This window comes from Caulobacter sp. Root1472, from assembly GCF_001426985.1.
Lineage (GTDB): Bacteria > Pseudomonadota > Alphaproteobacteria > Caulobacterales > Caulobacteraceae > Caulobacter > Caulobacter rhizosphaerae.
The window spans coordinates 84,747-109,722 of the sequence record NZ_LMFX01000034.1; the positions used below are offsets into that span (position 1 = coordinate 84,747).

Annotated in this window: 19 protein-coding genes and 1 pseudogene; 16 read left to right on the forward strand and 4 right to left on the reverse strand. The window is 67.2% G+C overall.

Going from position 1 to position 24,976, the window contains the following annotated elements:
• The first annotated feature begins 50 nt into the window (after positions 1 to 50).
• From ASD47_RS26740 to ASD47_RS19525, 10 genes are all read left to right on the forward strand, one after another.
• Positions 51 to 545, forward strand: a complete 495-nt coding sequence (locus tag ASD47_RS26740) for a hypothetical protein (RefSeq protein ID WP_156402325.1) — start codon at positions 51 to 53, stop codon at positions 543 to 545.
• A gap of 197 nt (positions 546 to 742) precedes the next feature.
• Positions 743 to 2,020, forward strand: a complete 1,278-nt coding sequence (locus ASD47_RS19485; protein ID WP_156402326.1) for a cellulase family glycosylhydrolase — start codon at positions 743 to 745, stop codon at positions 2,018 to 2,020.
• A 263-nt stretch (positions 2,021 to 2,283) separates the two neighbouring features.
• Positions 2,284 to 2,847 (forward strand): cytochrome c, encoded by a 564-nt coding sequence (locus ASD47_RS19490; protein ID WP_056760064.1) that lies wholly within the window; start codon positions 2,284 to 2,286, stop codon positions 2,845 to 2,847.
• Positions 2,844 to 3,869 carry a cytochrome c oxidase subunit II gene (coxB, locus tag ASD47_RS19495; protein ID WP_056760066.1) on the forward strand — a complete coding sequence of 342 codons (1,026 nt, stop codon included), beginning with the start codon at positions 2,844 to 2,846 and terminating at the stop codon, positions 3,867 to 3,869. The genes ASD47_RS19490 and coxB overlap by 4 nt, the downstream gene beginning before the upstream one ends.
• The gene (gene ctaD / locus ASD47_RS19500; RefSeq protein WP_056760068.1) at positions 3,866 to 5,791 is read left to right on the forward strand and encodes a cytochrome c oxidase subunit I; all 1,926 of its coding nucleotides are present in this window, start codon (positions 3,866 to 3,868) and stop codon (positions 5,789 to 5,791) included. The genes coxB and ctaD overlap by 4 nt, the downstream gene beginning before the upstream one ends.
• Positions 5,788 to 6,393: a cytochrome c oxidase subunit 3 gene (locus ASD47_RS19505; protein ID WP_056760069.1), complete on the forward strand. Its 606-nt coding sequence runs from the start codon at positions 5,788 to 5,790 to the stop codon at positions 6,391 to 6,393. Before ctaD ends, ASD47_RS19505 begins: the two co-directional genes overlap by 4 nt.
• Complete coding sequence (locus ASD47_RS19510) at positions 6,390 to 6,764, forward strand: hypothetical protein (protein ID WP_056760072.1); 375 nt, start codon at positions 6,390 to 6,392, stop codon at positions 6,762 to 6,764. Before ASD47_RS19505 ends, ASD47_RS19510 begins: the two co-directional genes overlap by 4 nt.
• 11 nt (positions 6,765 to 6,775) lie before the next feature.
• On the forward strand, positions 6,776 to 7,663 hold the full coding sequence (locus ASD47_RS19515; protein ID WP_235525957.1) for a cytochrome c oxidase assembly protein: 888 nt from the start codon (positions 6,776 to 6,778) through the stop codon (positions 7,661 to 7,663).
• The gene (locus tag ASD47_RS19520; RefSeq protein WP_056760077.1) at positions 7,650 to 8,057 is read left to right on the forward strand and encodes a cytochrome c family protein; all 408 of its coding nucleotides are present in this window, start codon (positions 7,650 to 7,652) and stop codon (positions 8,055 to 8,057) included. The genes ASD47_RS19515 and ASD47_RS19520 overlap by 14 nt, the downstream gene beginning before the upstream one ends.
• Positions 8,058 to 8,061: 4 nt before the next feature.
• On the forward strand, positions 8,062 to 9,915 hold the full coding sequence (locus ASD47_RS19525; RefSeq protein ID WP_082564699.1) for a PQQ-dependent dehydrogenase, methanol/ethanol family: 1,854 nt from the start codon (positions 8,062 to 8,064) through the stop codon (positions 9,913 to 9,915).
• Between the two features lie 92 nt (positions 9,916 to 10,007).
• Here ASD47_RS19525 and ASD47_RS19530 read toward each other — a convergent pair whose 3' ends face one another.
• The 4 genes and pseudogenes from ASD47_RS19530 to ASD47_RS28315 all read right to left on the reverse strand — a co-directional run bounded on the left by ASD47_RS19530 (position 10,008) and on the right by ASD47_RS28315 (position 12,566).
• The gene (locus ASD47_RS19530) at positions 10,008 to 10,220 is read right to left on the reverse strand and encodes a hypothetical protein (RefSeq protein WP_056760079.1); all 213 of its coding nucleotides are present in this window, start codon (positions 10,218 to 10,220) and stop codon (positions 10,008 to 10,010) included.
• A 36-nt stretch (positions 10,221 to 10,256) separates the two neighbouring features.
• Positions 10,257 to 10,679, reverse strand: coding sequence for a four-helix bundle copper-binding protein (locus ASD47_RS19535; protein ID WP_056760081.1), 423 nt, complete (start codon positions 10,677 to 10,679; stop codon positions 10,257 to 10,259).
• A gap of 14 nt (positions 10,680 to 10,693) precedes the next feature.
• Positions 10,694 to 11,002 carry a hypothetical protein gene (locus ASD47_RS19540; protein WP_056760083.1) on the reverse strand — a complete coding sequence of 103 codons (309 nt, stop codon included), beginning with the start codon at positions 11,000 to 11,002 and terminating at the stop codon, positions 10,694 to 10,696.
• A 317-nt stretch (positions 11,003 to 11,319) separates the two neighbouring features.
• Positions 11,320 to 12,566, reverse strand: a pseudogene (locus ASD47_RS28315) (cation:proton antiporter).
• A gap of 325 nt (positions 12,567 to 12,891) precedes the next feature.
• Here ASD47_RS28315 and ASD47_RS19550 point away from each other — a divergent pair.
• The 6 genes from ASD47_RS19550 (at position 12,892) to ASD47_RS19575 (ending at position 24,932) form a co-directional block, all read left to right on the forward strand.
• The gene (locus ASD47_RS19550) at positions 12,892 to 15,291 is read left to right on the forward strand and encodes a membrane-bound PQQ-dependent dehydrogenase, glucose/quinate/shikimate family (protein WP_082564722.1); all 2,400 of its coding nucleotides are present in this window, start codon (positions 12,892 to 12,894) and stop codon (positions 15,289 to 15,291) included.
• A gap of 377 nt (positions 15,292 to 15,668) precedes the next feature.
• Positions 15,669 to 18,491, forward strand: a complete 2,823-nt coding sequence (locus tag ASD47_RS19555) for a TonB-dependent receptor (protein WP_162251683.1) — start codon at positions 15,669 to 15,671, stop codon at positions 18,489 to 18,491.
• A 72-nt stretch (positions 18,492 to 18,563) separates the two neighbouring features.
• Positions 18,564 to 19,925: a BNR repeat-containing protein gene (locus ASD47_RS19560; protein ID WP_056760087.1), complete on the forward strand. Its 1,362-nt coding sequence runs from the start codon at positions 18,564 to 18,566 to the stop codon at positions 19,923 to 19,925.
• 194 nt (positions 19,926 to 20,119) lie between these two features.
• The gene (locus tag ASD47_RS19565; protein WP_056760089.1) at positions 20,120 to 20,710 is read left to right on the forward strand and encodes an RNA polymerase sigma factor; all 591 of its coding nucleotides are present in this window, start codon (positions 20,120 to 20,122) and stop codon (positions 20,708 to 20,710) included.
• Positions 20,710 to 21,693: a FecR domain-containing protein gene (locus ASD47_RS19570; RefSeq protein WP_056760492.1), complete on the forward strand. Its 984-nt coding sequence runs from the start codon at positions 20,710 to 20,712 to the stop codon at positions 21,691 to 21,693. The genes ASD47_RS19565 and ASD47_RS19570 overlap by 1 nt, the downstream gene beginning before the upstream one ends.
• A gap of 110 nt (positions 21,694 to 21,803) precedes the next feature.
• Entirely contained in the window at positions 21,804 to 24,932 is a 3,129-nt protein-coding gene (locus tag ASD47_RS19575; RefSeq protein WP_056760092.1) for a TonB-dependent receptor, read from the forward strand.
• Positions 24,933 to 24,976 lie beyond the last annotated feature (44 nt).

Sequence of the window (24,976 nt, forward strand, 5' to 3'; positions counted from 1 at the left end):
CGAGGCGCCGGTTTATCGCTGCTCCAGAACTCAAATTCGGGAGTATTGTGATGCTCAGATCAAGTCTTTCGATGGCCATCGTCGCGGCCTTGTCGCTGGCCGGCGGCGCCATGGCCCAATCCACCGCCAGCGGCTCGGCAGGCTCGACCGCCTCGTCCACCGGCCCCGGCGACACGAATGGCTCCACCGCTGCGATGGGCTCCAACCAAGGCGCGACCGGAGGCCAGGCCCAGTCAGGCTCGACACGCATCGGCGGCTCGACGGGTCAGGACAGCGCCGGTTCGTCGGCGTGGACGGCGGGTTTAGCCGGCAGCGACGCGGCGGCGACCACGGGCTCCAAGCGCGGCAAGACCAGCGGGGCCTCGTCGTCGAAGGGCCAGAAGGGCCAGAAGGGCGGCGGCGCCTGCGCCGGTGCGTCCGGAACGACCGGCGCGACCCAGGGGACCGGCGGCGGGACTTCGAACACGACGATGTCCAACAGCGCCGGCGCCTCAGGCTGTGACACCGACACCGGTCGAACCACGTCGACGACGCCAGATCGCTGATCAGCGCGACGGGCGGCGCGCCTGGCCGGCGGGCCGCCGCTGCGTATCGCTTGGCCGACGCCCGATGTTAAAGCTGAGGCGGCGAATGCAAGTTGTTTGATAGTGTTCGTCGCACGATGCTTGCCTTTGAAGTCGAGCGCCATCTAACATGGCGAATAAAGATGCCATAAGCTCAACAACAAGGCGACGGGCGAACAATGGGCGGAAGCATTCTGGGCGTGGTCGACGCCGTCACGGCCCTGCCGTCCGGCCGCCGGCTAGGCCGCTTTTCAGGGCGCGTCTTTCGCTTCCCCGCCGCCCTCGCCATCGGCCTGGCGCTCTGCGCATGGAGCCCCGCCGTCGAGGCCAGGCAGCCCCCGGCTCCGCCGGCCGCCCAGGCCGCGGCCCAGCGGTGGACGCCCCAGCAAGCGCAGGCCTGGTACGATCACCAGCCGTGGCTGGTGGGGGCGAACTACGCCGCTTCCAGCGCCATCAACCAGCTGGAGATGTTCCAGGCCACGACCTTCGATCCGGTCACCATCGACCGCGAGCTGGGCTGGGCGCACGACCGGTTCGGCATGAACACCGTGCGGGTCTATCTCCATGACCTGCTGTGGGCTCAGGATCCGAAGGGCTTCACGGACCGGCTCAACCAGTTCCTGGCCATAGCCGATCGCCACGGGATCAGACCGGTCTTCGTGCTGTTCGACAGTTGCTGGGACCCCGATCCCAAGCTGGGCCCGCAGCACCGGCCCATTCCAGGGGTCCACAACTCCGGCTGGGTGCAGAGCCCCGGCCGCGACGACCTGGTCGACCCGCGCAACGACGCCCGGTTCCGGGACTATGTGCAGGGCGTGGTCGGGGCCTTCGCCAAGGATCGCCGGGTGCTGGCCTGGGACATCTGGAACGAGCCGGACAATCCGGGCGGCGGCAGCTACAACGGCGCCCAGCGGCCCCAGGAGGCGGCGCGCATCGAGGCCCTGCTGCCGCAGGCCTTCGCCTGGGCGCGCAGCCGCCAGCCGATCCAGCCCCTGACCAGCGGCGTCTGGATCGGCCCGGACTGGTCGCCCGGCGCCAAGACGCTGACGGCGATCCAGCGCGCCCAGCTTGACAATTCCGACATCATCACCTTCCACAACTACGAATGGCCCGAGGCCTTCGAGCAGCGGATCGCTCAACTGCGGCCCTATGGCCGGCCGCTGATCGCCACCGAGTGGCTGGCCCGCGGCAACGGCTCGAACGTCGACACGATCCTGCCGATCGCCCGGCGGGAGAATGTGGGCATGATCAATTGGGGTCTGGTCGACGGGGCGATCCAGACCCGCCTGCCGTGGGACAGTTGGGAGCGGCCCTACACCCTGCAGGAGCCGACGATCTGGTTCCACGACCTGATGCACCGCGATGGCCGGCCGTATCGCGAGCGCGAGGCCGAACTGTTCCGCCAGATGGCCGCCGCCAGGACGTCGGTCCCGGCCAAGGCCGTGGAAGCGCGGTGAGGGCTGAACCGAAGAGGCCGTTCTGTAGCGCTGCCGGATAGGGTCCACGACCTGAACAACGCCCTCGTCGGTTTGCTCGAGGTGACGCCGAACCCCCTTCACCAACCCCAATGCGACGGACCATTTAGCGCGCGATCTCCTCGCGGCTCATGAAGCGTGGCTCGCGCACCGCGTCGCTGCTGCCGAAGCCTGAGCGCGATTTAACAATTGACGCTCCGAGCATCTTCTTTCCTCGCGCACCGTTCCCGACCCGAGGGGATTTCGTGCGCCAGATCATTACCGCCACCATTGTCGCCGCATGCCTGACCGCCGCCGCCTGCGACCGTGAAACGCGGGCCGTGCGGGCGCCGACGACCGCCAACGGCGTTTCCGGGCCGGTTTCGCCGACCAGCCTTCGCGCCGGCGGCGGCCTGGCCCTGCCGCCGGTCGATCCGCGCGCCCCGCTCTACGATGGCAACGCCTACCAGATCAGTGAAGGACAGCGTTATTACGAGTGGTTCAACTGCTCGGGTTGCCACGCCCACGGCGGCGGCGACGTCGGACCGGCCCTGATGGACGACGAGTGGCGTTATGGCGGCGCCATCACCCAGATCCGCGCCAGCATCGCCGAAGGCCGACCCAACGGCATGCCGTCCTTCAGCGACAAGATCCCGGACGAGCAACTCTGGCAGATCGCCGCCTATGTGCGCTCGATGGGCGGCGAAGCCGACAAGCTGGCCGCCTCGTCACGCGACGACCACATGCGCGCCACGCCGCCGAACAACCAGGCCAAGCCCGGCCCCGAACACGGCGACGCCACCGCCGCACGGCTGGGCGCCGCCCGATGATCCGCCGAAGCCTTGTCGCTTGCGGTCCCTGGCTGCTCGTCTGGCTCCTGGCGGGCTGCGCCGGGGCGCAGTCGGCCCTGGATCCCGCAGGCGACCAGGCCGCCCGTACGGAGAGCCTCTGGACTCTGATGCTCTGGATCTGCGGGGTGATGTACCTGCTGGTGCTGCTGTTCCTGGCGGCGTCGATCTGGCGGGCGCGGCGACGTCTGGCTGGCCCGCCGCTCAGCCAGGGGCAGGCCAGTCCAGCCGAGCGGCCGCTGCTTCGCGCCCTGACCGGCTGGGTCGGCCTGACCGTCGCTGGATTGCTGGTGCTGACGGTGGGCAGCTTCGTCGTCGATCGCCAACTGGCCCAGGCGGAGGCCGGCCAGGCCCTGCGGGTGAAGGTCACCGCGAACCAGTGGTGGTGGAAGGTCGAGTACGAAGACCCGGTCGCGAACCGCCGCTTCATCACCGCCAACGAACTGCATCTTCCGGTCGACAGGCCCGCGCGGATCGAGCTGGAAGCCGGGGACGTCATCCACTCGTTCTGGGTCCCCAACCTCGGCGGCAAGCAGGACCTGATCCCCGGACGGACCAACCACCTGACCCTGACGCCGCGCCGCATGGGCCTGTTTCGCGGCCAGTGCGCCGAGTTCTGCGGCCTGCAGCACGCCAACATGGCGCTGGACGTGACGGTGGAGAGCCCGAGCGCTTTCACCGCCTGGTCCGAGCATCAGCGCCAGCCGGCGCGAGCGCCCAGCGATCCGCGCCTGGCGCGGGGACGGGACGTCTTCGTCGGTGCGGCCTGCGCCAGCTGTCACGCGGTCGGCGGCCAGACGGCGATGGGACAGGTCGGGCCCGACCTGACGCACCTGGCCAGCCGGCGCAGCCTGGCCGCCGGCGCGCGTCCCTACAGTCGGGGCGCCCTGGCCGGCTGGCTCGCCGATCCCCAGAGCCTCAAGCCTGGCAACCACATGCCCTATGTCGCAACCAATCCCGACGAGCTCAACGCGCTGGTCGACTATCTGGACAGCCTCAAGTGACGGCGCGGCTGACCAGCATCGAGGAGGAAGCCGATCTGCGGGCGCGGCTGGAGCGCACCTGGGCCAGTCCGCGGGGGCTGCGGGGCGTGCTGACCGCGGTCGACCACAAGATTATCGGCCGCCGCTATGTCGTGACCGGCATGGTCTTCTTCTTCTTGGCCGGCGTGCTGGCCCTGCTGATGCGGGCGCAGCTGGCCCGGCCGGAAAGCGGCCTGATCGGGCCCGACCGCTACAACCAGATCTTCTCGATGCACGGCACGACGATGATGTTCCTGTTCGCCGTGCCGATCATGGAGGCGGTGGCGGTCTATCTGGTCCCGCTGATGTGCGGGGCGCGCAACATCAGCTTTCCCCGCCTGAACGCCTACGGCTACTGGGTCTACCTGTTCGGCGGGGCGATGATCTGGATCGCCTTTCTGATGAATGTCGGGCCCGAGACCGGCTGGTTCTCCTATGTGCCCCTGGCCGGACCGGAGTTCTCGCCGGGCAAGCGCACCGATTTCTGGGCCCAGATGATCACCTTCACCGAGGTGGCGGCGCTGGTCGTGGCCGTGCAACTGGTGGCGATGATCCTCAAGCAGCGCGCGCCGGGCATGACCCTGTCGCGGATGCCGCTGTTCCTGTGGGCGATGCTGGTGACCAGTTTCATGGTCATCTTCGCCATGCCCGCGGTGATGCTGGCCTCCAGCTTCCTGATCTCCGACCGGCTGATCGGCACCCAGTTCTACAATCCCGCCGAGGGCGGCGATCCGCTGCTGTGGCAGCACCTGTTCTGGTTCTTCGGCCACCCGGAGGTCTACATCATCTTCCTGCCGGCCCTGGGCATGGTCTCGCACATCGTCACCACCTTCTCGCGGCGGACGATCCTGGCCTATCCGGCCATGGTGCTGGCCCTGCTGGCCAACGGCTTCCTGGCCTTCGGCCTGTGGGTGCACCACATGTTCGCCACCGGTCTGCCGAGGCTGGGCAACAGCTTCTACACCTCGGCCAGCATGATGATCGCCATCCCGTCGGGACTGCAGATCTTCGCCTGGATCGCGACGATCTGGGACGGCAAGCCGCGGTTCCGGACGCCGCTGCTGTTCGTGATCGGCTTCATCATTATCTTCGTGCTGGGCGGCCTGACCGGGGTGATGCTGGCGGCCGTGCCGCTCGACCTGCAGGTCCATGACACCTACTTCGTCGTCGCCCACTTCCACTACGTGCTGATCGGCGGCGCGGTCTTCCCGCTGTTCGGCGCGATCTATTTCTGGTTCCCCAAGGCGACCGGCCGGCTGCTGAGCGAGCGGCTGGGGGCCTGGAACTTCTGGACCTTCTTCGTCGGTTTCAACGTCACCTTCTTCCCCATGCACCTGCTGGGGCTGATCGGCATGCCGCGGCGGATCTACACGTACAAGGCCGGCCTGGGCTGGGACCTGTGGAACCTGATCGCCTCGCTGGGCTCGGTGCTGATCGCCGTCAGCATGGTGGTCTTCGTCGTCAACCTGGTGATCAGTCTGCGCCGGGGACAGGTGGCGGGCGACAATCCCTGGGAGGCTTCGGGCCTGGAATGGGCGACCAGTTCGCCGCCGCCTTCGTACAACTTCCTTTATACGCCGGTCGTCACCGGGCGCGAGCCGCTGTGGGAAGGCGAGGGGGTGTTGCCGGTGATGGGCGGCGTCGGCGTCGACCAGCGCCAGGCGCTGTGCACGACCATCGTCGAGGCCGAGCCGGACGTTCGCCAGCCTTCCGCGGGTCCGACGCTCTGGCCGCTGCTGGCGGCGGTCGCCACCACCGGCCTGTTCATCGGCTCGATTTTCCATGAATGGGCCCTGGTCTGGGGCGCGATCCCCCTGGCGGCGACGCTGGTCGGCTGGTTCTGGCCGCCGGGCCCCACGCGGCGCCAGGCGGCGCGGGCCGCCTTGGCGGAGGAGGGGACATGACCCGCCATCGCCTCGTCGGTGACCTTTCCGACCTGCCCGACCATGCTTTCGGGTCTCGCAGCCTGATGTGGTGGGCCGTCGTCGGCTTCATGCTGATCGAGGGCGCAGGCTTCCTGCTCGCCGGCGGCGCCTACTTCTTCCTGGTCGGGCACGTCCAGCCCTGGCCGCCGGGACAGGTTCCGCCTGGCCTGACCTGGGGCGTGATCTTCACGGTCCTGGCGCTGCTGAGCGAGATCCCCAACGCCTGGACCAAGGCCCAGGCCCAGGCCTATCGCGACGGGCCAACCCGCCTGGGCCTGGTGATCATGAGCCTGGTCGGCGCGGTGCTGCTGGGTGTGCGCTGGCTGGAATTCGGCGCGCTCAACACCCGGTGGGACGCCGATCCCTACGGCTCGATCATCTGGGCGCTGATGGTGCTGCACACCGTCCACGTGATCACCGACCTGGGCGACACGATCTTCATCACCGTGACGTCGTTCACCCATCCGATCGATGGCAACCATTTCTCCGGCGTCGCCGACAACTGCCTTTACTGGCGATTCGTGGTCCTGACCTGGCTGCCGATCGCCGGGCTGGTCTATCTGGGGCCCAGACTGCTGTGACCCACGGTTCAGAGCCTCGCGAAGATCCGCCGATCACTTCGCCGCGCTGGCGAGCCTGGGCCGGACTGTTCGGCGGCGCGGCCGGCTGGGCGCTGCACCACCAGGTCGGCTCGACCAGCAACTTCGCCCGCTGCACGGTCGCCGATGGGGGCTTGGTCATAGCGACTGGGCGGCTTGCGGCGGCGATCGTCCTGGTCGGCGGTTGGCTGTCCTGGACCGCCTGGCGAAGGGGCGGCGGTCGGTCATCGACCAGCCACGAGGCAGCGGGCCGTTTCCTGCCGGCGGTGTCGCTGATGGCCGCGGCCCTGTTCCTATTGACCATCCTCACCCAGGTGGTCGCCGGCCTGATCGTTCCGGCGTGCTGGCGATGAGGCTGCCGGTCGTGACCCTTGGCTTGGCGCTAGCGGCCGGCCCCGCCTTCGCGCACGGCGGCGGTTCGACTCCGGTCGCCTTGGACTGGAGCTTCGAGCCCGCGCTGGTGGCGCCGCTATCGCTGTCGGCTGCGCTCTACGGTTTCGGCTTCGGCAGGCTGAGACGGCGCAGCGGCCCGGGCCGGCCCGCCCGCGATCGCCTGGCCTGGCTGTTCGTCCTGGGTTGGATCTTCCTGGCCCTGGCGGTGGTCTCGCCGCTGCACGCGCTGGGCGGCCGCTCGTTCACCGCGCACATGTTCGAGCACGAGTTGCTGATGCTGGTCGCCGCGCCGCTGCTGGTGATGTCGCGGCCTTTATCGACGATGATCTGGGCCTTCCCTGCCGCCGGTCGACTGGCGCTGGGCCGCGCCGGCCGATCTCCGGGTCTGCGCCTGTCGTGGCGAGGCCTGACCCGACCGTGGACGGCCACGGCGTTGCAGGCCGCCGCCCTGTGGCTCTGGCACCTGCCGACCCTGTTCGACCGCGCCCTGGACAGCGACGGTTGGCACATCGCCCAACACCTGTCGTTCCTGGTTTCGGCGCTGTTGTTCTGGACCGCGATGCTGGACCGTCGGCAGGCGGGGCGGGCGGTGGGCGCGCCGGTGCTCTGCCTGTTTGTCACCTCGGTGGTGTCGGGGGCGCTGGGCGCGCTGATGGCGTTCTCCCAGAGCCCCTGGTACGCCCGCTACGCCGAGATGGGGCTGGCCCCGTTCGGCCTGACGCCGGTCGAGGACCAGCAAGTCGCCGGCCTGCTGATGTGGGTCCCTGGCGGGCTGGTCCATGTCGCCGCGGCCTTGCTGCTGATCGCCGGCGCCCTGCGCGAACCGAACGTGACGGAGGCGGCTCATGCCCGGGCCTAGCCGCGTCTTCCTCTGTGTCCTGGCCGCAACGACCTTGGCCGGCGCGGCGGCCATCGGCGCGGACGCTCTCCAGCGACGCCGCCAGGCCTGGGATCAGGCCGCCGCCCTGACGCTGGGGGATCCGGCATTGGGGCAGGGCAAGATCGCGGCCTATGGCTGCGGCGCTTGCCACGAAATCCCGGGCGTGGACGGGGCGAGCGGGCGGGTCGGACCGCCGCTCAAGGGGATCGCCGGCCGCGCCTATATCGCCGGGCGGCTGAACAACACGCCAAGCAATCTCGAGGCCTGGATCGCCCATCCGCGACGGGTCGACCCGCAGACGGCCATGCCCGAACTCGGCGTCGATCCGCGCGACGCACGCGACATCGCCGCCTACCTCTACACGCTCAGGTGACCCGATGACCCTTCACCGTTCCTGGATCCCAACGCTCGTCGTCTGCATGGCGCTGGCGGTGACGGGCGGATGTAATCGGCGGCCCGCCGCCAACGATCCCTCGCGGCCTGGCCGGCAGGCTGCAGGCCGGGCCATGCCGCCCGCCGCCGCGTCGCCCAAGGACGACGGCCAATGGATCATGCCGGCCAAGGACTTCGCCAACACCCGCTACAGCGAGCAGGCGCAGATCAACAAGCAGACGGTGGGGCGGCTGCAGGTGGCCTTCACCGTCTCGGTCGGCGCGTCGGGCGGCCAGGAGTCCTCGCCGATCGTCGCCCAGAACACCCTGTACTTCGTCTCGCACTATCCCACGACGCTGTACGCGATCGACCTGACCCAGCCGGGCGGGCCGGTGAAATGGCGCTACGAGACCCGACCGCCGGCCGCGGTGCAGGGTGAGATGTGCTGCGAGCCGGTCAACCGCGGGCCGACCTACGCCAACGGCACGGTCTATCTGAACACCCCCGACACCCGCACGGTGGCGATTGACGCCACGACCGGCGCGCTGAAGTGGGAGACCCGCCTGGGCGACTTCACGCGCGGCGACACCATGACCATGGCCCCGTTCGTGGTCGGCGACAAAGTCATCGTCGGCAATTCCGGGGCCGAGTTCGGAGCCCGCGGCTGGATCGCGGCCCTGAACGCCGCCGACGGCTCGATCGCCTGGCGCGCCTATTCGACGGGGCCCGACGTCGACGTGAAGATCGATCCCAAGGTCTTCAAGCCCTTCTATCCGCAATACAAAGGCAAGGATCTCGGCGTCAGCCAGTGGCCGACCGACGCGTGGAAGATCGGCGGGGGCACGGTCTGGGGCTGGATTTCCTACGATCCCGAGCAGGACCTGATCTTCCACGGAACGTCCAACCCCGCGCCCTGGAACCACCTGCAGCGGCCGGGCGACAACCACTGGACCAACGGCGTCTTCGCCCGCGAGCCGAAGACCGGCCTGGCCCACTGGTTCTACGCCTATAGTCCGCATGACCTGTGGGACCATTCGGGCGTCAACGAGAACATCGTGCTGGACCTGCCCTGGCAGGGCCGCACCCGCAAGGTGATCATCCGGCCCGAGCGCAACGGCTACATCTATGTCCTGGACCGCACGACGGGCGAGGTCCTGGCCGCCGATCCCTTCATCCACATCACGGCTTCCAAGGGCGTCGATCTGAAGACCGGGCGGCTGCGGTTCAATCCGGACATGATCCCGCAGGCCGGCAAGGTGATCCGCGGCGTGTGCCCCAATTCGCCCGGCGCCAAGGACTGGAGCCCGTCGGCCTTCAGCAAGGCCACCGGCCTGATCTATGTGCCGCACAACAACCTGTGCATGGACTGGGAGACCAAGCCGGTGAACTACATCGCCGGCACGCCCTATATCGGCGTCAACCCACGCTTCTATCCGGGGCAGGGCGGCAACGCCGGCGAGTTCATGGCCTGGGACCCGGTGGGCCGCCGCAAGGTCTGGACCATCAAGGAGCGCTGGCCGGTCTGGGGCGGCGCGGTGGCGACGGCGGGCGGCGTGGTCTTCTACGGAAACCTCGAGGGCTGGTTCAAGGCGGTCGACGCCGACACCGGCCAGGAGCTCTGGAAGTTCAAGACCGGCTCCGGGATCATCGGCCAGCCCACGACGTTCCGAGGTCCCGACGGTCGCCAGTACGTCGCTATCCTGTCCGGCGTCGGCGGCTGGGTCGGCTCGATCGTCACCCGCAACCTCGATCCGCGCGATCCCACCGCCCAGAAGGGCTTCGCCAACATGACCGGCGAACTGAAAAAGATCACCCAGCCTGGCGGCATGCTCTACGTCTTCGCCTTGCCCGCGACCTGAGCAAGTCCGCGCAGGCTCCTCCGTCGACGCTCCAGCCGATCAGGCCTTCAACGAGGAGATCGGATGCGTTCGGGGCCATGGTCGCGCGGCCTTCAAGCGTTCTTGCGGCCGCGCTGATCGGCGTCCACCGCGCCGTCGGGACGGGTGTCGTTCTCGACGTCGCCCTCGGTGGTGTTCTCGCCGGCGGCGAGATCGGGATCCTCGCCGCTGATCGTGGTTCCCGGCGATTGGCCGATCCCTGGATCGCGGGTCAGGTCGTCGGGAAGTTTCGTCGGCGTGTGGCCCGAAGGGGGATGCTTGCTCATCCTGCAGCTCCTTTTGCGAGGGCATGACCCCAGCGGCTAATGGGCGGGCGTGTGGGCGTCGCCGAGGTTGGCGATCGCATCGACGCAGGCCCGCTCGCAGTCGCGGCAGGCGGCCGCGCAGATCCGGCAATGCTCATGACGGTCGGCGTGACGTTCGCACTCGTCGGCGCAACGCGCGCAGGCCAGTTGGCAGGCGCGCAGTTGGGCCTCGATCAACGGGACGTCGCCGCCCGAGCGGCGGGTGGCGATCAGGCCGCTGGTCAGGCACACGTCGGCGCAATCCATGTTGAGGCGAACGCATTGCACGAGCTCGGCGACGGCGGCTTCGCCCAGGCAGGCGTCGGCGCACGAGGCGCAGACCTGGGCGCAGTCGAAGCAGGCCTCTACGCAGCGGGCCAGGGCGGTGTTGACCGCGCCTTTGACGTGGGGATGGGTGGCGAGCATCTGTTCGGCGCGCATGACGGAACTCCGGGCTAGTGTAGGCGGCGAGCGCCGCGGGATTTGGAAATAGACGACGGGGTGAACCCGGCGGGCAGGGGGCCGCCGTTCCGAAGAGCGGCGATGAGCTCTTCAACCAGCGGCCGCAGGACCGGCCCGCGGGCTTCGTTCAGCCTCGCCCAAGTCACTCTGGCCTCGACCGGGCGGCGCAGCGGCGTCGCCACGCCGGCAGGCGCCTCGACCACGACGCCATCTCGACAGGCGCGCACACGGATCGGTACGCGCGCTTCGAGGATGCTCCCGGTGGCGCGACGCATGTCGTTGATCAGGACCGCGCGATTCATTTGCGTCTCGTTTTGGTCTTTCGTGACGCCCGGCCATTCCCTTGGTGGCCGGTCGGGAGGGCAGACGCTTTGCGCCGCCCAGAGTTCCGATCGCGTCGCCAATTGATCAAAGGCTAAATCGCCGAAAGCTCGGCCGTCACCTGAGCGGCTGGTTGGCGCGAGGCCCCTTGACGCCCCCGCGCGACGGCTGGGCCGGTTGCGCGCCGCCGAGACGGCCATGGCGCCGGCCGCGCCTATCCGCGTCGACATCATTGGAATTATCAATGGCGACGATGATCGTACGACCAAAAGGCGCGTGTTCGCCGCGGGCGTGCAGCTCAGTCACGCTGCAGCCGTCGCACCAGGTCACCCATTGTTCCCCCCTGGACGATCACGGAAAACAACACCACGACGTAGGTGGTCGACACGATGAGGTCTTTCATGGCGCCGGCAGGCAGGGACAGCGCCATGGCGATCGATATGCCGCCGCGCATGGCGCCCCAGGTGAGGATCGGTATGGCCAGGCGCGGGGGCAGCAACCTGCGCCAGAGGGCCAGCAACGGTGCGGTCGACACCAGGCGGGCGCCCAGGATCATCGGGATGGCGATCGCGCCCGCCAGCGCCAGCGCGGGGCTCCAGGTCAGGGCTACGCCCTCCAGTCCGATCAACAGGAAGAGGGCGGCGTTTAGGATCTCGTCGATCAGGGACCAGAACTTCAACAGGTAGTCGCGCGTGGTGTCGCTCATGGCCAAGGCCACGCCCTTGTTGCCGATCACCAATCCGGCCACCGCCATGGCGACCGGGCCGCTGACATGCAGGGGGCGGGCGATCGCGTAGCCGCCCATGACGACGGCAAGGCTGATCATCACCTCGACGTTGTAGTTGTCGATAGGCACATGGCGCGAAAGGCGATGTATCCCGCAGCAAGGCCCAGCAAGGCGCCGCCGCCGGCCTCCACCGCGAAAAGCCGAAGGGCGTCGAGCGCCGTCAGCGGCTGTCCGGCCGTCGCGGCGGCAAGCAGGATCGAGAAGACGACCACGCCCACGCCGTCGTTGAACAGGCTCTCGCCGCCGACGGTCGCTTCCAGGGTCTTGGGGACTCGCGCCTCCTTGAGGATGGCCAGCACGGCCACCGGATCGGTGGGGCTGATCAGGGCTCCGAAGACCAGGCACCAGGCGAACGGCGCCTCCAGGCCCACGATCATGCTGATCGCCTTGAAGCCCAACGCGATCAGGACCGTCGAAGCGATCACCCCCACGGTGCTGAGCGCCGCGATCGGGCCGCGGCCGACGCGGACTTCATCAAGGTTCACATGCAGAGCCCCCGCGAACAGCAGGAACGACAACATGCCGTCCATCAGCGCCGTCTTGAAATCGATCCCCTCGAGGAAGCTGCGGACCGTTGCGCCAAGCTCGCTGGCCGGCATCAGGCGGTCGGCGAACACCACCAGCACGGAAGCCACCGCTCCCATCACCGTCAGCGCGATACTGGGAGCGAGTCTTAGCCAGCGATGATTGGCGTAGCCCAGGGCGGCGATCAGGACGACGATGATGGCGGCGGCGTCGAAGGCCGAGAGGCTGTGCACGGCAGGGTCTCCTCAGATTGGCGGAGGGCGACGTTATCTGGGGCGCTCGGTGTTCAAGGCGCACCGGCGCTCGTCGGGCGCGTTGAGCCGTCCGGCCAGCTTCGTCACCTGTCGTTAGGCGCGACGATCCCGAGGAGCGGGAAGGGACTTTGCGAGAGGTCAACGCGCCTGACCAGGAAACGTCGCGCTTCTGAGGCTTCCAATGTCTTGCACTGGAGCCAATCGGGACGTCCTTCGTTGCATCTCGAAGCCCAGGCGGCGAAAGCGCGAGAGCGCTCGCTTGAGCATCGTCGCGATGGCGATCGCGGATCAGAGCGGATGTCCCATGAGCAAGCCCGCCGGCATGAACAGACCTCCGATTCTGATCGCGGCGCTGGCCGTTGCAATCGGTCTCCTTGGCCTTCTGAACCTCGCTGGCGGCGCCTGGCTCCTGGCGCTGAAAGGCAGCCCCTACTATGCGGCGGCCGGGGCGGGCCTGCTGGTGGCGGCGGTGCTCCTGTGGCGCCGGCGGGCCACCGCCCTCCACGTGTTCGCCGCCGTCATCGCCGTCACCCTGGTGTGGGCGGTCGCGGAAATCGGCTTCGACTGGTGGAAGCTTACGCCGCGCGGCGACCTGCTGTTCCCGCTTGGCCTGCTGCTTCTGATGCCGTGGGTGACGCGCCAGCTCGGTGACGGTTCGGACAAGGCGAGGCCTTGGCGATGGCGCGCCGGCCCGCTTGCCCTGACCATGGTCGCGGCCTGCGTCGTGGCGGTGGTCTCCATGGCCACGAGCCACGACCTGCGAGGACGCCTTCCCGACGTGCGACGGCCCGTGGCGACGGACCTCGGCGGTGTCGCGGAGGGAGACTGGAGCGCGTACGGCCGTTCCTGGGCGGGCGACAAGTGGTCGCCGCTGAAGCAGGTCACGCCCGCCAACGTCGGCCAGCTGCAAGTGGCCTGGCATGTCCGCACGGGCGACCTCAAGCGGCCCGGGGACCCCGAGGAGACGACCTACGAGGTCACGCCGATCAAGGTGGCCGATACGGTCTATCTCTGCACGCCGCACAATATCGTTCTGGCGCTCGACGCCGAGACGGGGGCGACCCGCTGGCGGTTCGACCCGCACATCGCCGTGCCCGCCGAGCTGCAGCATCTCACTTGTCGCGGCGTTTCCTTCCACGGGCCGGCGGCGGCCGAGGGCGCGAGAGAGCCCTGCGTCCAGCGCATCCTGATGGCGACGAACGACGCGCGGCTGATCGCGCTCGACGCGCGCACCGGCCGCCTCTGTCCCGGCTTCGGCCGCGGCGGCCAGGTGGATACGCTGGCCGGCATGCCGCCGCACGAGCGCGGCTGGTACCAGTTCACCTCCGCGCCGCTGATCACCCGTGACCTCGTCGTGCTGGGCGGCGCCATCTACGACAACAAGTCGATCCACATGCCGTCGGGCGTGATCCGCGCCTACGACGTCCGCGACGGCCGCCTGGTCTGGAACTTCGACCCGGGCCGACCCGACGACACCACGCCGCTCAAGCCGGGTCAGCGCTACAGCGAATCCTCGCCCAACAGCTGGAGCACCTCGGCCGTCGACGAGGCCCTGGGCCTGATCTACGTGCCGATGGGCATGGGCGCGGTGGATCAGTGGGGCGGTCAGCGTCCGGCGACGACCGAGCGGTTCGCCTCCTCGATCCTAGCGCTGGATGTCGCCACCGGACGGCCCCGCTGGGTGTTCCAGACCGTCCACCACGACCTGTGGGACATGGACGTGCCTGCGCAGCCGGCCCTCGTCGATCTGGACATCCCGGGCAAGGGCCGTGTCCCGGCGCTCGTTCAATCGACGAAGACCGGCAACATCTTCGTCCTGGATCGGCGCGATGGCGCGCCGATCCATCCGGTCGACGAACGCCCGGCTCCGCAAGGCGCGGCGCGGGGCGACTGGGCGGCGCGAACCCAGCCCTATTCCAGCGTGAGCCTGATGCCCCAGCGCGCCCGCGAGAGCGACATGTGGGGCGCGACCATGCTCGACCAGTTGGCCTGCCGGATCAAATTCCGCCGCCTGCGCTATGACGGGCCCTACACCCCGCCTTCGGTCCAGGGATCGCTGGTCTATCCCGGCAACTTCGGGGTCATGGACTGGGGCGGCATGGCCATAGATCCCGAACGCCAGATCGCCTTCGCCCATCCCAACTACATGGGGTTCGTCGACCGGCTGGTCCCGCGACACCAGGCTGGCGCTGATCGCAAGGGCCCGAGCGGCGGATCGGACCTGAAGGGCTCCAGCGAGCATGGCTACAACCCGAACCGCGGCGCGCCCTTCGCCGTCGACCTGAACCCGTTCCTGTCGCCGCTCGGCCTTCCGTGCCAGGCGCCGCCCTGGGGCTATGTCGCGGGCCTGGACCTGGTGACCGGCAAGGTCGTCTACCAGCGCAAGAACGGCACCGTCCGTGACCAGACGCCCGTGCCGCTGCCCTTCAAGATGGGCGTGCCCAGCCTGGGCGGACCGATGGTGACGGCCGGCGGCCTGGCCTTCATGTCCTCGGCGATCGACAACTATGTCCGCGCCTACGACGTCAGGACCGGAGACGTCCTCTGGCGCGCGCGCCTGCCCGCCGGCGGTCAGGCCACCCCGATGACCTATCGCTCGCCCGCGAGCGGCCGGCAGTTCATCGTGATCGTGGCCGGCGGCCACAGTTCGCTGGGCACCAAGTTGGGCGACTCGATCATCGCCTACGCCCCGCCGAAGCGCTGAAGGAACGCGCTCAACTCGACCAGCGTCGTCTGCGGTGAGTCTGCCGACAGAATCGGAACATCACACAAAGTGTCGAAGGGGGCTCCGCTCAGCCGGTTTGGCCATCCCGGCCCCTGGCGGATGCTTGCCGGTCAAGGGCCGGTCGTCCCAGATTCTGGCGACTGCTCTCAAAAAGTCGGCGGAAAATTCACCGCCGCTCGTTTCTGAGGTTGGGGGGTGAGCTTCGGTTTGCTCCAGCCAAGAAAATGCTGAACAGCAAACCTGAGGAAACGCACCACATGGCTCTCAAAATGAGGCGGATCGCGTATGCGGTCGCGCTGGGCTCTACGAGTTTCATCGCGCTCGGGACATCGGCCTACGGGCAAACGGCCGCGACCTTGGCGCAAGCCCAAAAGTCGGACGGCGACACGGTGACTGAGGTCGTGGTGACCGGCTTCAAAAAGAGCTACGCCGACGCGGTGCGCATGAAGCGAGAAAGCGCGGGGATCACCGACTCGATCTCCTCGGACGGCCTGGGCCGCTTTCCCGATCTCAATGTCGGCGAGGCGATCCAGCGGTTGCCGGGCGTCCAGATCAATCGCGAGGCCGCGTCGCGTGACGCAACGATCAACCTGCGCGGCCTGCCCGGGACCTATGCCCGCACGACCATCAACGGCCAGGGCTTTGCCGAACCCATCCTGGATTCCTCCACGCCGCTGGGAGCGTTCAATTCCGACATCTTCTCGGCGATCTCGATCATCAAGTCGCCGTCGGCCGCCGACCAGGCGGGCGGGTTGAGCGGTATCATCGACCTGCAGATCGCTCCGGCGCTAGGCCGCAAGGACGGCGGGACGATGAAGCTCGCCTATGAGCACAACGAACTCGGCGACCTGGGCAGCCCGGCCGCCACCATCGGCTACAACAAGCACCTCACCGACGACCTCGCCGTGTTCGGCGTGCTGGCCTACAAGAAGGAGAAGTTCCGCCGCGACTCCATCAACTTCGTCCAGTACACCCAGCTCAACGACCTGACGGTCTCCAACCCCGACCTGGCGGCCTACTACGCGGCGACGCCGGCGGGCGGCTCGGCCTGTCCGTCGGGGCAGGTCTGCCGCCCGTGGGGCACGGGCGCGAAGTCGACCAAGGGCGTGCTTTTCCCCTCCGACAATCGCCAGATCGTCAAGTACAACGAGGGGGATCTTTGGACCGGGGCGGCTGGGCTGGAGTACCGCGTCAATGAGGACCTGAAGGTCGGCCTCAGCGGCTTCTATACCCGGCGTAATCTCGACAAGAACTACACCGACCTGCTTGAGGTCGACATGCGGCCGACGACGGCCGTGATCAAGCCGACGGGCGTCGTCTTCTCGCTCGCCGACGGCTTCAACTACATCAATGCGTTCGACTATTCGAACGCCCAGGTGAACCGCTCCTTCCGGTCGGAACCCTTGATCGAGAAGACCTGGAACGTGACGGGCAATGTCGAGTATCGCAACGACGACTGGCGCGTTACCGGCGTGCTGGCGGCTTCGGAGGCTTCCAACAACGCCCTGCAGACCCAGATCGACGTCCGCACCCTGGCCAAGGCCGGCGGCAACGGGATATCGGGAAGCTTCTTCTCGGGCGGCGAGGACATCGGCAAGTACCTGATGTCGCTGAACCCTGCCGGCGCGCCCGTGGTCTCGGCCGGGCCCTATGTCTGGCAGGGCGCCGGCAACACGCCGACTCTGCAGAACGCCGCCGGCGACCAGGTGATCGTCGCGGGCAGCCTGGGCTATCTGACCAACAAGCTATCCTCGGCCCAGGGCGACATCGAGCGCTTCTTCGAGAACCGCGTGCTGAGCAGCTTGGTGGCCGGCGCCCGGTTTGAGCGGGCCGAGTTCACCTCGCGCGGCTATCGCACCAGCGCCAAGGGCGTGCAGGGCCAGAACGTCGACAGCAGCTTTCTGAAACTCAGTCCCTATGCCAGCGACTTCTTCGGCGGTTCGGGCGGAGCCTATGCGGCCAACTGGTACACGGTCGACTACGCCCGCGCCGTCTCGCGCCTGCAGCCCGTGACGACGGGGCCGGGCGACCTGGTCACGCCGACGGGCTGGATCAACGATCCTACCAACGGGTCCTACTCGGCCTATAATTTCTCGGTCACGAACGACAACACCTCGGCCTACGTGATGGGCAAGATCGACACCCAGGTGCTGGGGGTGCGGGTGCGTGGCAATACGGGCGCGCGCTTCGAGTCGACCGATCAGACGATCAATGCGCTGAACCGCAACTTCGATGCGGCGGGCAACGTGGTCTACGTGCCGACGACCTATCATCAGAAATACGAGCACATCCTGCCGTCTCTGTTGCTGGCGGCGGACCTGACCGACACGCTGGTGCTGCGCGGCGCCTCCTATAAGACCTTCGTTCGGCCGCAGCCGCGGAACCTGGCCCCGACGACCTCTCTGACCAAGACCGGCAACGGCTTCCAACTGGCCTATGGCGGCTACGACCTGCAGCCCTACACCGCCTGGTCGCACGACATCTCGCTGGAATGGTACAACCGGCCCAACAGCCTGGTTTCGGTCGACGTCTATCAGAAGACGATCCGCAATCTGGTCATCGCCGAAAACCGGCTGAGCCGCCTGTGCCCGGCCGATGCGACAGCCTACGGTCTGGGTCACCTGTCCCTGAACGGCACCACCTGTCAAAGCGACATCCTGGTCAATGGCTCGCCCGCGGTCGTCCAGATCAGCGGCAACTACAATCAGCAGAACCCGATCAAGGTCAGCGGTGTCGAGATCAGTGTCCAGCAGAACTTCGATTTTTTGCCGGGCTTCTGGAAGAATTTCGGCGGGGTGTTCAACTATTCCTATGCCAAAATCTCTGGAACCTATGCCGATGGGACGAAGGCGATCCTGCCGGGCGTCTCCAAAAATGCCTTCAACGTCATCGGTTTCTACGAGGGCGGCAAGTTTGGAGCGCGGCTCGTCTATAACTATCGCGACGAGTACATCCTGGCCGGCGGCAACACCTTCACGGGCGGCGCCAGTCGGGTGAAGGCGCGGGGCCAGCTCGATGGGTCGATGTCCTATACGATCAACGACAGGTTCTCGGTCTCGTTCGACGCCTACAATCTGACCGACGAGCTCCGCACGCAGTATCAGAACGTTGAGTTGATGCCGCGGGCGAACGACTACGACGGCAGGACCTACACCCTGACCCTGCGCGGTTCGTTCTAGACGATCGACGCCAGGCGGGCGCGTCCCGCCTGGCTCCTTGTTTTCATTTTGCCCGACGGATCTGTCCTTGCGATGAACCGCTTCTTCCTGTGTCTATTGCTCGCCTCGACGCTGTCGCTCGACGTCGCGCGCGCCCAGACCCTCACGCCGTCTCCTGGCGCCTCCCCGTCACTCTCGGCCGAGGTCGTGGCGAGCGAAGCCGTCGACCGCGTCTGGTCCGGGCACAGCGTTCGCTTCGCCCTGGTGACCACCAAGGCCGACATCGTCGTAGGCTATTACGACGCCAACCGGCAGTTGACGGTGGCTCGGCGGCGCAAGGCGGGCGGCGGCTGGACCTACCAGAAGCTGGACACCTGGAACGACTGGGACAGCCACAACTACATCGCCATCGCCGAGGACGCGGCCGGCCGGCTGCACGTGGCCGCCAACATGCACTCCAGCCCCTTGACGATGTTCGTCTCGGACCCCTCCGGCGACGTCCGCACCTTGAAACGGGTGACCAAGCTGGTCGACGTGGGCCTTGAGCGCTCGATGACCTATCCGATCTTCCTGCGCGACCGGGCCGAGCGGCTGATCTTCAAGTATCGCGACGGATCCAGCGGCAATGGCAACGAGATCTACGATGTCCTGAACGCCAAGGAGGGGCGGTGGTCGCGCCTGACTTCCGCACCGCTGGTCGACGGCGAGGGGCAGCGCAACGCCTATTTCATGGGGCCGGTGATCGGGCCGGATTCCTGGTTCCACATCGCCTGGGTCTGGCGCGAGACGCCGATGGCCGAGACCAATCATGACCTCAGCTACGCCAAGAGCCCCGACCTGGTGCACTGGTTCAAGGCCGACGGGACGCCGCTGACGCTGCCGATCAAGCTGAAGGACGCCGAGATCGTCGATCCGGTGCCTGAGAAGGGCGGCATGATCAACAACAACACCCTGATTGGCTTCGACGAGCAGGCCAACCCGACGATCACCTACCACAAGTTCGACAAGGCCGGTGACACCCAGATCTTCCTGGCGCGCCATCGCGGCAAGCAGTGGGACATCGCCCAGGTCAGTGATTGGAAGAACTACCGGTGGGACTTCTCCGGCGGCGGCTCGTTGAACGCGGAAATCTTCGTCGGCGGCGCCCAGCCGATAGGAGAGGGGCTGCTCAAGGTTCCCGTCATCCGCCTGGAGCAGTCGATCGACTTCGTGGTGCGCTCCAATGACCTCTCCCTGGTCGAGGCGAGGCCGGTGCAGTCCCTGGCCGATCAGCTGAAGAGGACGATCAAGTCGCCCGAGGGCATGCAGCTCAACATCGTCAACGCGGCCGGCGACCATGGCGAGATCTATGCCCTGGCGTGGAGCGCGCGGCCGCCGCATCGCGACATGGCCGCACCCGACATCCCCGATCCGACGACCTTGTTCTTCCTGACCCTGAGACCGAAGGCCCGATAGGCAGGGCCGCCTGGGCTTGGCCGCAGGTCATCCTGCGGCTCTTTTCGGTAGCATCCGTCAGGATGGATCGCCGGTTGATTGACGGAATGGAGGGCGGCCCCGATTATATTATTTATTGTACTCGCGTCGCGCCCAGCAAAGCCGGGTCGCCAGAGCGAGATAAGCGCAGGATCAACATGCGCTCGGAGGGAAGAATGCGGGGCGCTGATCCGGAAATCGTCGCGTGGGTCAGTACGCACGTCCTGCCGTTCGAAGCGGACCTGCGTCAGAAGCTTCGGCACATCTGCGGCACGGCCGAAGGCGTCGATGACCTCATCCAGGACATCTACTATCGGTTCCTGAAGATGCGGTCGGTCGACCATATCGACGATCCGCGCAACTACGTGTTCCAGATGGCGCGCAACCTGGTGATCGACCACCTGCGCCGAAACCGGGTCGTCAGCATCGAAGCCGTCCAAAGTCTGGAGGAACTCGGGGTGACCGACGGCGCCCCGTCGCCCGAACGGGAGGCCATGGCCCGCGCCGAGCTGAAATGGGTGCTGGGCGTGATCGCCCGACTTCCCGAGCGTTGCCGGGAGGTCTTCCAGATGCGCAAAGTCTACGGCCTTTCCCAGGCCGAGACCGCCCGGCAGCTGGGATTGACCGAGAATGTGGTCGAGAAGGAGACGATGCGCGGCATGCACATCATTTCCGATACGGTGGCGCGTATTGGCGTTTCCGAGTACCACGGCGGCCGTCGGCGGCAGGCCGGCGCGGGAAAGACCCAGGCGCGAAGCGGTCGATGATGGCGAGCATCGATGAAGAAGCCACGACCTGGGTCGTTAGGCAGTCGTCTGGGGGCCTCGACGAGGCCGACCAGCGGGCCTTCGAGACCTGGTACGACCTTGGCCCCCGCCACCAGGGCGCCTATCTGCGCGCGCAGGCGATCTGGCTTAGCCTGGATAAGGCGACTGTTCAGTCCAATCTCAGGCCGGAAGCGCCCGCCAGGGCGCGCGCCGCGGCTCGGCCCGATCGCCGCGCCGTGCTCTATGCGGGTCTGGCGGCGACCGCGGCGGCGGGAGTGACCGGGACGGTCTGGCTGTCGCGCGGCGGCGACGCCCAGGCGTTCACCACCACGATGGGCGAGGTCCGCAAGGTCCCGCTGTCCGACAGGACGATCGCCAGCCTCAACAGCGACAGCCGAGTCGAGGTGAGGATGACGCCGAAGCTGCGCCGCGTGATCCTGGTCAGCGGCGAAGCGCTGTTCGATGTCGCCAAAAATCCGCAGAGGCCCTTCGTGGTCGAAGCCGGCGAGGTGTTCGTTCGCGCGGTCGGCACCGCGTTCAGCGTTCGTCGCTGGGCCACCGGCGCGGACGTTCTGGTGACGGAGGGCGTCGTCGAGACCTGGAACGCCGCCGGGGCTGGCCATGCGCGCCGCATTTCCGCCGGCGAGCGCGCCTTCGTGTCCAATCGCGCGGAACCGATCGCGGTGCTTTCGGCGCCGCAGGAGGTGGAGCGCCGGTTGGCCTGGCGGGACGGGAACATCGTTCTCGACAACCAGACGCTGGCCGAGGCCGTCCTCGAGTTCAACCGATACAACCGGCTGAAGATTGTCATCACCGACCCGGAGCTTCAGTCGCACCGGTTCGTCGGACAGTACCGAACCGACCAGCCAGAACAGTTCGTCGACGCCGTCCACGCCCTGCTGGGCGCGACGGTGAGCCGACAGGGAGACCGTATCGAGATCGGCAGGGCCCGATCCACGACCATGCCCACGGCACGAAGCTAAGGCTCGTCGGGCCGAGGGCTCGCAGTCCAGCGTGGATTGAACAAGCCGAAAGACAGTGAGGAGGGGGGCGCTGGATGGCCTCGTCCAGTCGTCAGCGTAGGGGGGAAGGCGTGAAGCTCTCGCTGGCCGTGGCGATCAGCCTTGGGCTGGCGTGGGGCGTCGCCAGCGCGCAGACGCGACCGCAACGCTTCGACATTCCCGCAGGGCCGGCGCTGACGACGCTGCAGGCCTTCTTCCGCCAGTCGGGCCTGCAGGTCCTGGCCAGCAGCGGCGACCTCGAGGGCGTCACCACCCGGCCCGTTGTCGGCGCGTTCGATAGCGAGGCGGCCTTGAGGATCCTGCTTCAGGGCACAGGTCTGGCCGCACGGTCGCGGCCCAATGGAACCGTGCTGATCGTCAAGGTGAGCGTTCCGGCGACGATGATCGCACCGCCCGAGGAACAGACGCTGGTCACGCCCGTCATCGTTTCGGGTTTTCGCCAGAGCTACGCCGACGCCATCCGCATGAAGCGCTTGGCGGGCGGCGTCACGGATTCGATTTCCTCAGATGGTCTTGGCCGATTTCCGGACCTGAACGTCGGCGAGGCGGCCCAGCGCATCACCGGCGTCCAGGTCAACCGCGAAGCCGACTCGCGGAATGTGACGATCAACCTGCGAGGACTGCCCGGGACCTTCGCCCGCACGACCATCAACGGCCAGGCGTTCGCCGAACCGCTGCTGGATTCGTCCGCGCCGCTGGGGGCCTTCAACTCCGACATCTTTTCAGCCATCACGATCAACAAGTCGCCATCCGCTTCGGACCAGTCTGGAGGGCTGAGCGGCAACATCGACCTGAAGATCGAACCCGCCCTGAGCCGTCGCGACGGCGTGGCCTCCAAGATGTCCTATGAGCGAGACAGCCTGGGGGACCTGGGCTCGCCCGCGCTCACCCTCTCCGCCGCCCATCACTTCACGCCCAGCCTGGCCGCCTTCGCGGTCGTGGCGTTCAAGCAAGAGCGGTTCCGGCGGGATTCGATCAATTTCCCTCAATACACCCCGCTCAACGCGCTGACGCCTGACTTCCAGACTCTCTACAGCGACTACTACGCACCCCTGCTGCCTGACGGGACCTGCCCGAGCCTTGAAACCTGCAGCGTCATCGGTACGGGCCACGCCGCGCGGACGGGCGTCCTGACGCCTTCGGACGTCCGCCAACTCGTCAAGCTGAACAAGGGGGCCCTGGTGACGGCGGCGGGCGGCGTCGAGGCCGCGCCGACCTCCAGCCTCAAGCTCGGCCTCAGCGGCTTCTTCACGCGTCGCCATCTGGGCGAGAACTTCACCGAGATGAACGAGGTCGACCTGCGCTCGCCGCTCACGGTCGTCACGCCTGTCAGTAGCGTCCAGCGGTTGTCCGACGGCTTGGCCTACGTAAACGCCGTCAATTTCGCCAACGCCCAGGTGAACACCTCCTTCCGGTCCGAACCGATCGTCCAGCAGGCCTGGAGCCTGAACGGCGAGGCGCATTGGGCGTCGGGTCCCTGGGCCGTCGCGGGCGTCCTGACCAGTTCTCGCGGCGCTTACGACTACACCCAGACTCAGATCGACTGGCGCAATGTCGCCAAGTCGGGCGGCAACGGCGTTTCGGGGACGCTGTTCACGGGCGGGGGCGATATTCGCGAGTATGTCCTGACCCTTTCGCCGCGCTCGCTCCCCCAGGTCACGCCGGGCCCCTGGACCTGGCTGGGGCTGGCCAATCCCGCCTTCCAGCAGAACGGGCAGGGCGACCAACTGGTGGTCGCCGGGAACGCCGGCTACACCCGCACCGCCATCGACGCGGGGCAGGTCGATATCGATCGCGTATTCGATGGCGGCCCGATCACGGGGATTTCCGGCGGCGCGCGCTTCGAGCATGCCGACTTCACCTCCATCGGCTATCGCGCCAGCGCCAAGGGTGTAAACACCAGCAATATCGACGGCAGCTTCCTAAAGAGCAGCGTCTATGCGGCGGACTTCTTCGGCGGCGTCGCCAAAGGCTATCTCAATCCGTTCGCAAGCATCGACTACCACTACGCGATTGCGAGGCTGAGGCCGGTCACGCTCGCCCCGGGCGACACCTCGACGGCCAACGGCTGGGTCAACGATCCCGCCAACGAGTCGTATTCGGCCAACAATTTCAGCGTTTCGGATCATACCCTGGCGGCCTACGCTCAAGGTCTGTTCGAATGGCGGGTGCTTGGCGCGCCGGTGCGTGGAAATCTCGGTCTGCGGTACGAGCGGACGGACCAGGCGGTCGTCACCCTGAACCGCATCACGGCGCCGTCGGGCGATACCCGCTACGACCTCGCCCGCTTCAGGAACCACGACGCCGAATGGCTTCCCTCCCTATTGTTGACCGCAGACCTGAGCGACAGCCTGGTTTTGCGATGGGCGTCCTATGAGACCTTCGTGCGACCCCAGCCGCGCACGCTCAGCCCCGCCAGTTCCGTCACGGTCACTGACCAGGGATTCAACATCGCCTATGGCGGCTATGAGCTGAAGCCGTTCTCGGCGCTGTCGCACGACCTGTCCCTGGAATGGTACAATCGTCCGGGCGGCATGGTCTCGCTCGATGTCTATCGCAAGGACATCAGCAATCTGGTGACCACCGAGAACCGCATCGAACGGCTGTGTCCCACGGATGCGACCGCCTTCGGTCTCGGCCATCTGACCGTCAATAACGGCCAGTGCCTCAGCGACATCCTCGTCAACGGCCACCCCGCCGTGATCACAGCATCCGGCGCCTTCAACCAGGGCCGGCCGCTCAAGGTGACGGGTCTGGAGTTCAGTGTTCAGCAGAACCTGGACTTCCTTTCGGGCTTCTGGAGAAACTTCGGCGGCGTCATCAACTACTCGCTCACCCACATCGACGGCCGCAACGCCGACGGTTCCAAGGCCGTCCTGGCGGGCGTTTCTGCGCGTAGCATGAACGTCATCGGCTACTATGAAGCCGCCCGGCTGGGCATTCGCGTCGTCTACAACTATCGCGATGAGTACTACATCGCCGGCATCAACACGTTCACCGGCGCGACCAGCCGCGTGAAGGCGCGGGGACAGCTGGACTCGTCGATCTCCTTCGCGATGAGTGAGCGCATGCACGTATCCGCGGACGTCTACAACTTGACGAATGAGCGCCGCACTCAATACCAGACCGTCGAGGCTGTCCCTCGCGCCAACGACTATGACGGTCGCGCGGTGACTGTTTCGCTCCGCCGCATCTTCTGATTACGACACCTCTCTGGCGGGCTGTTCTGAGCTCTGGGATCAGC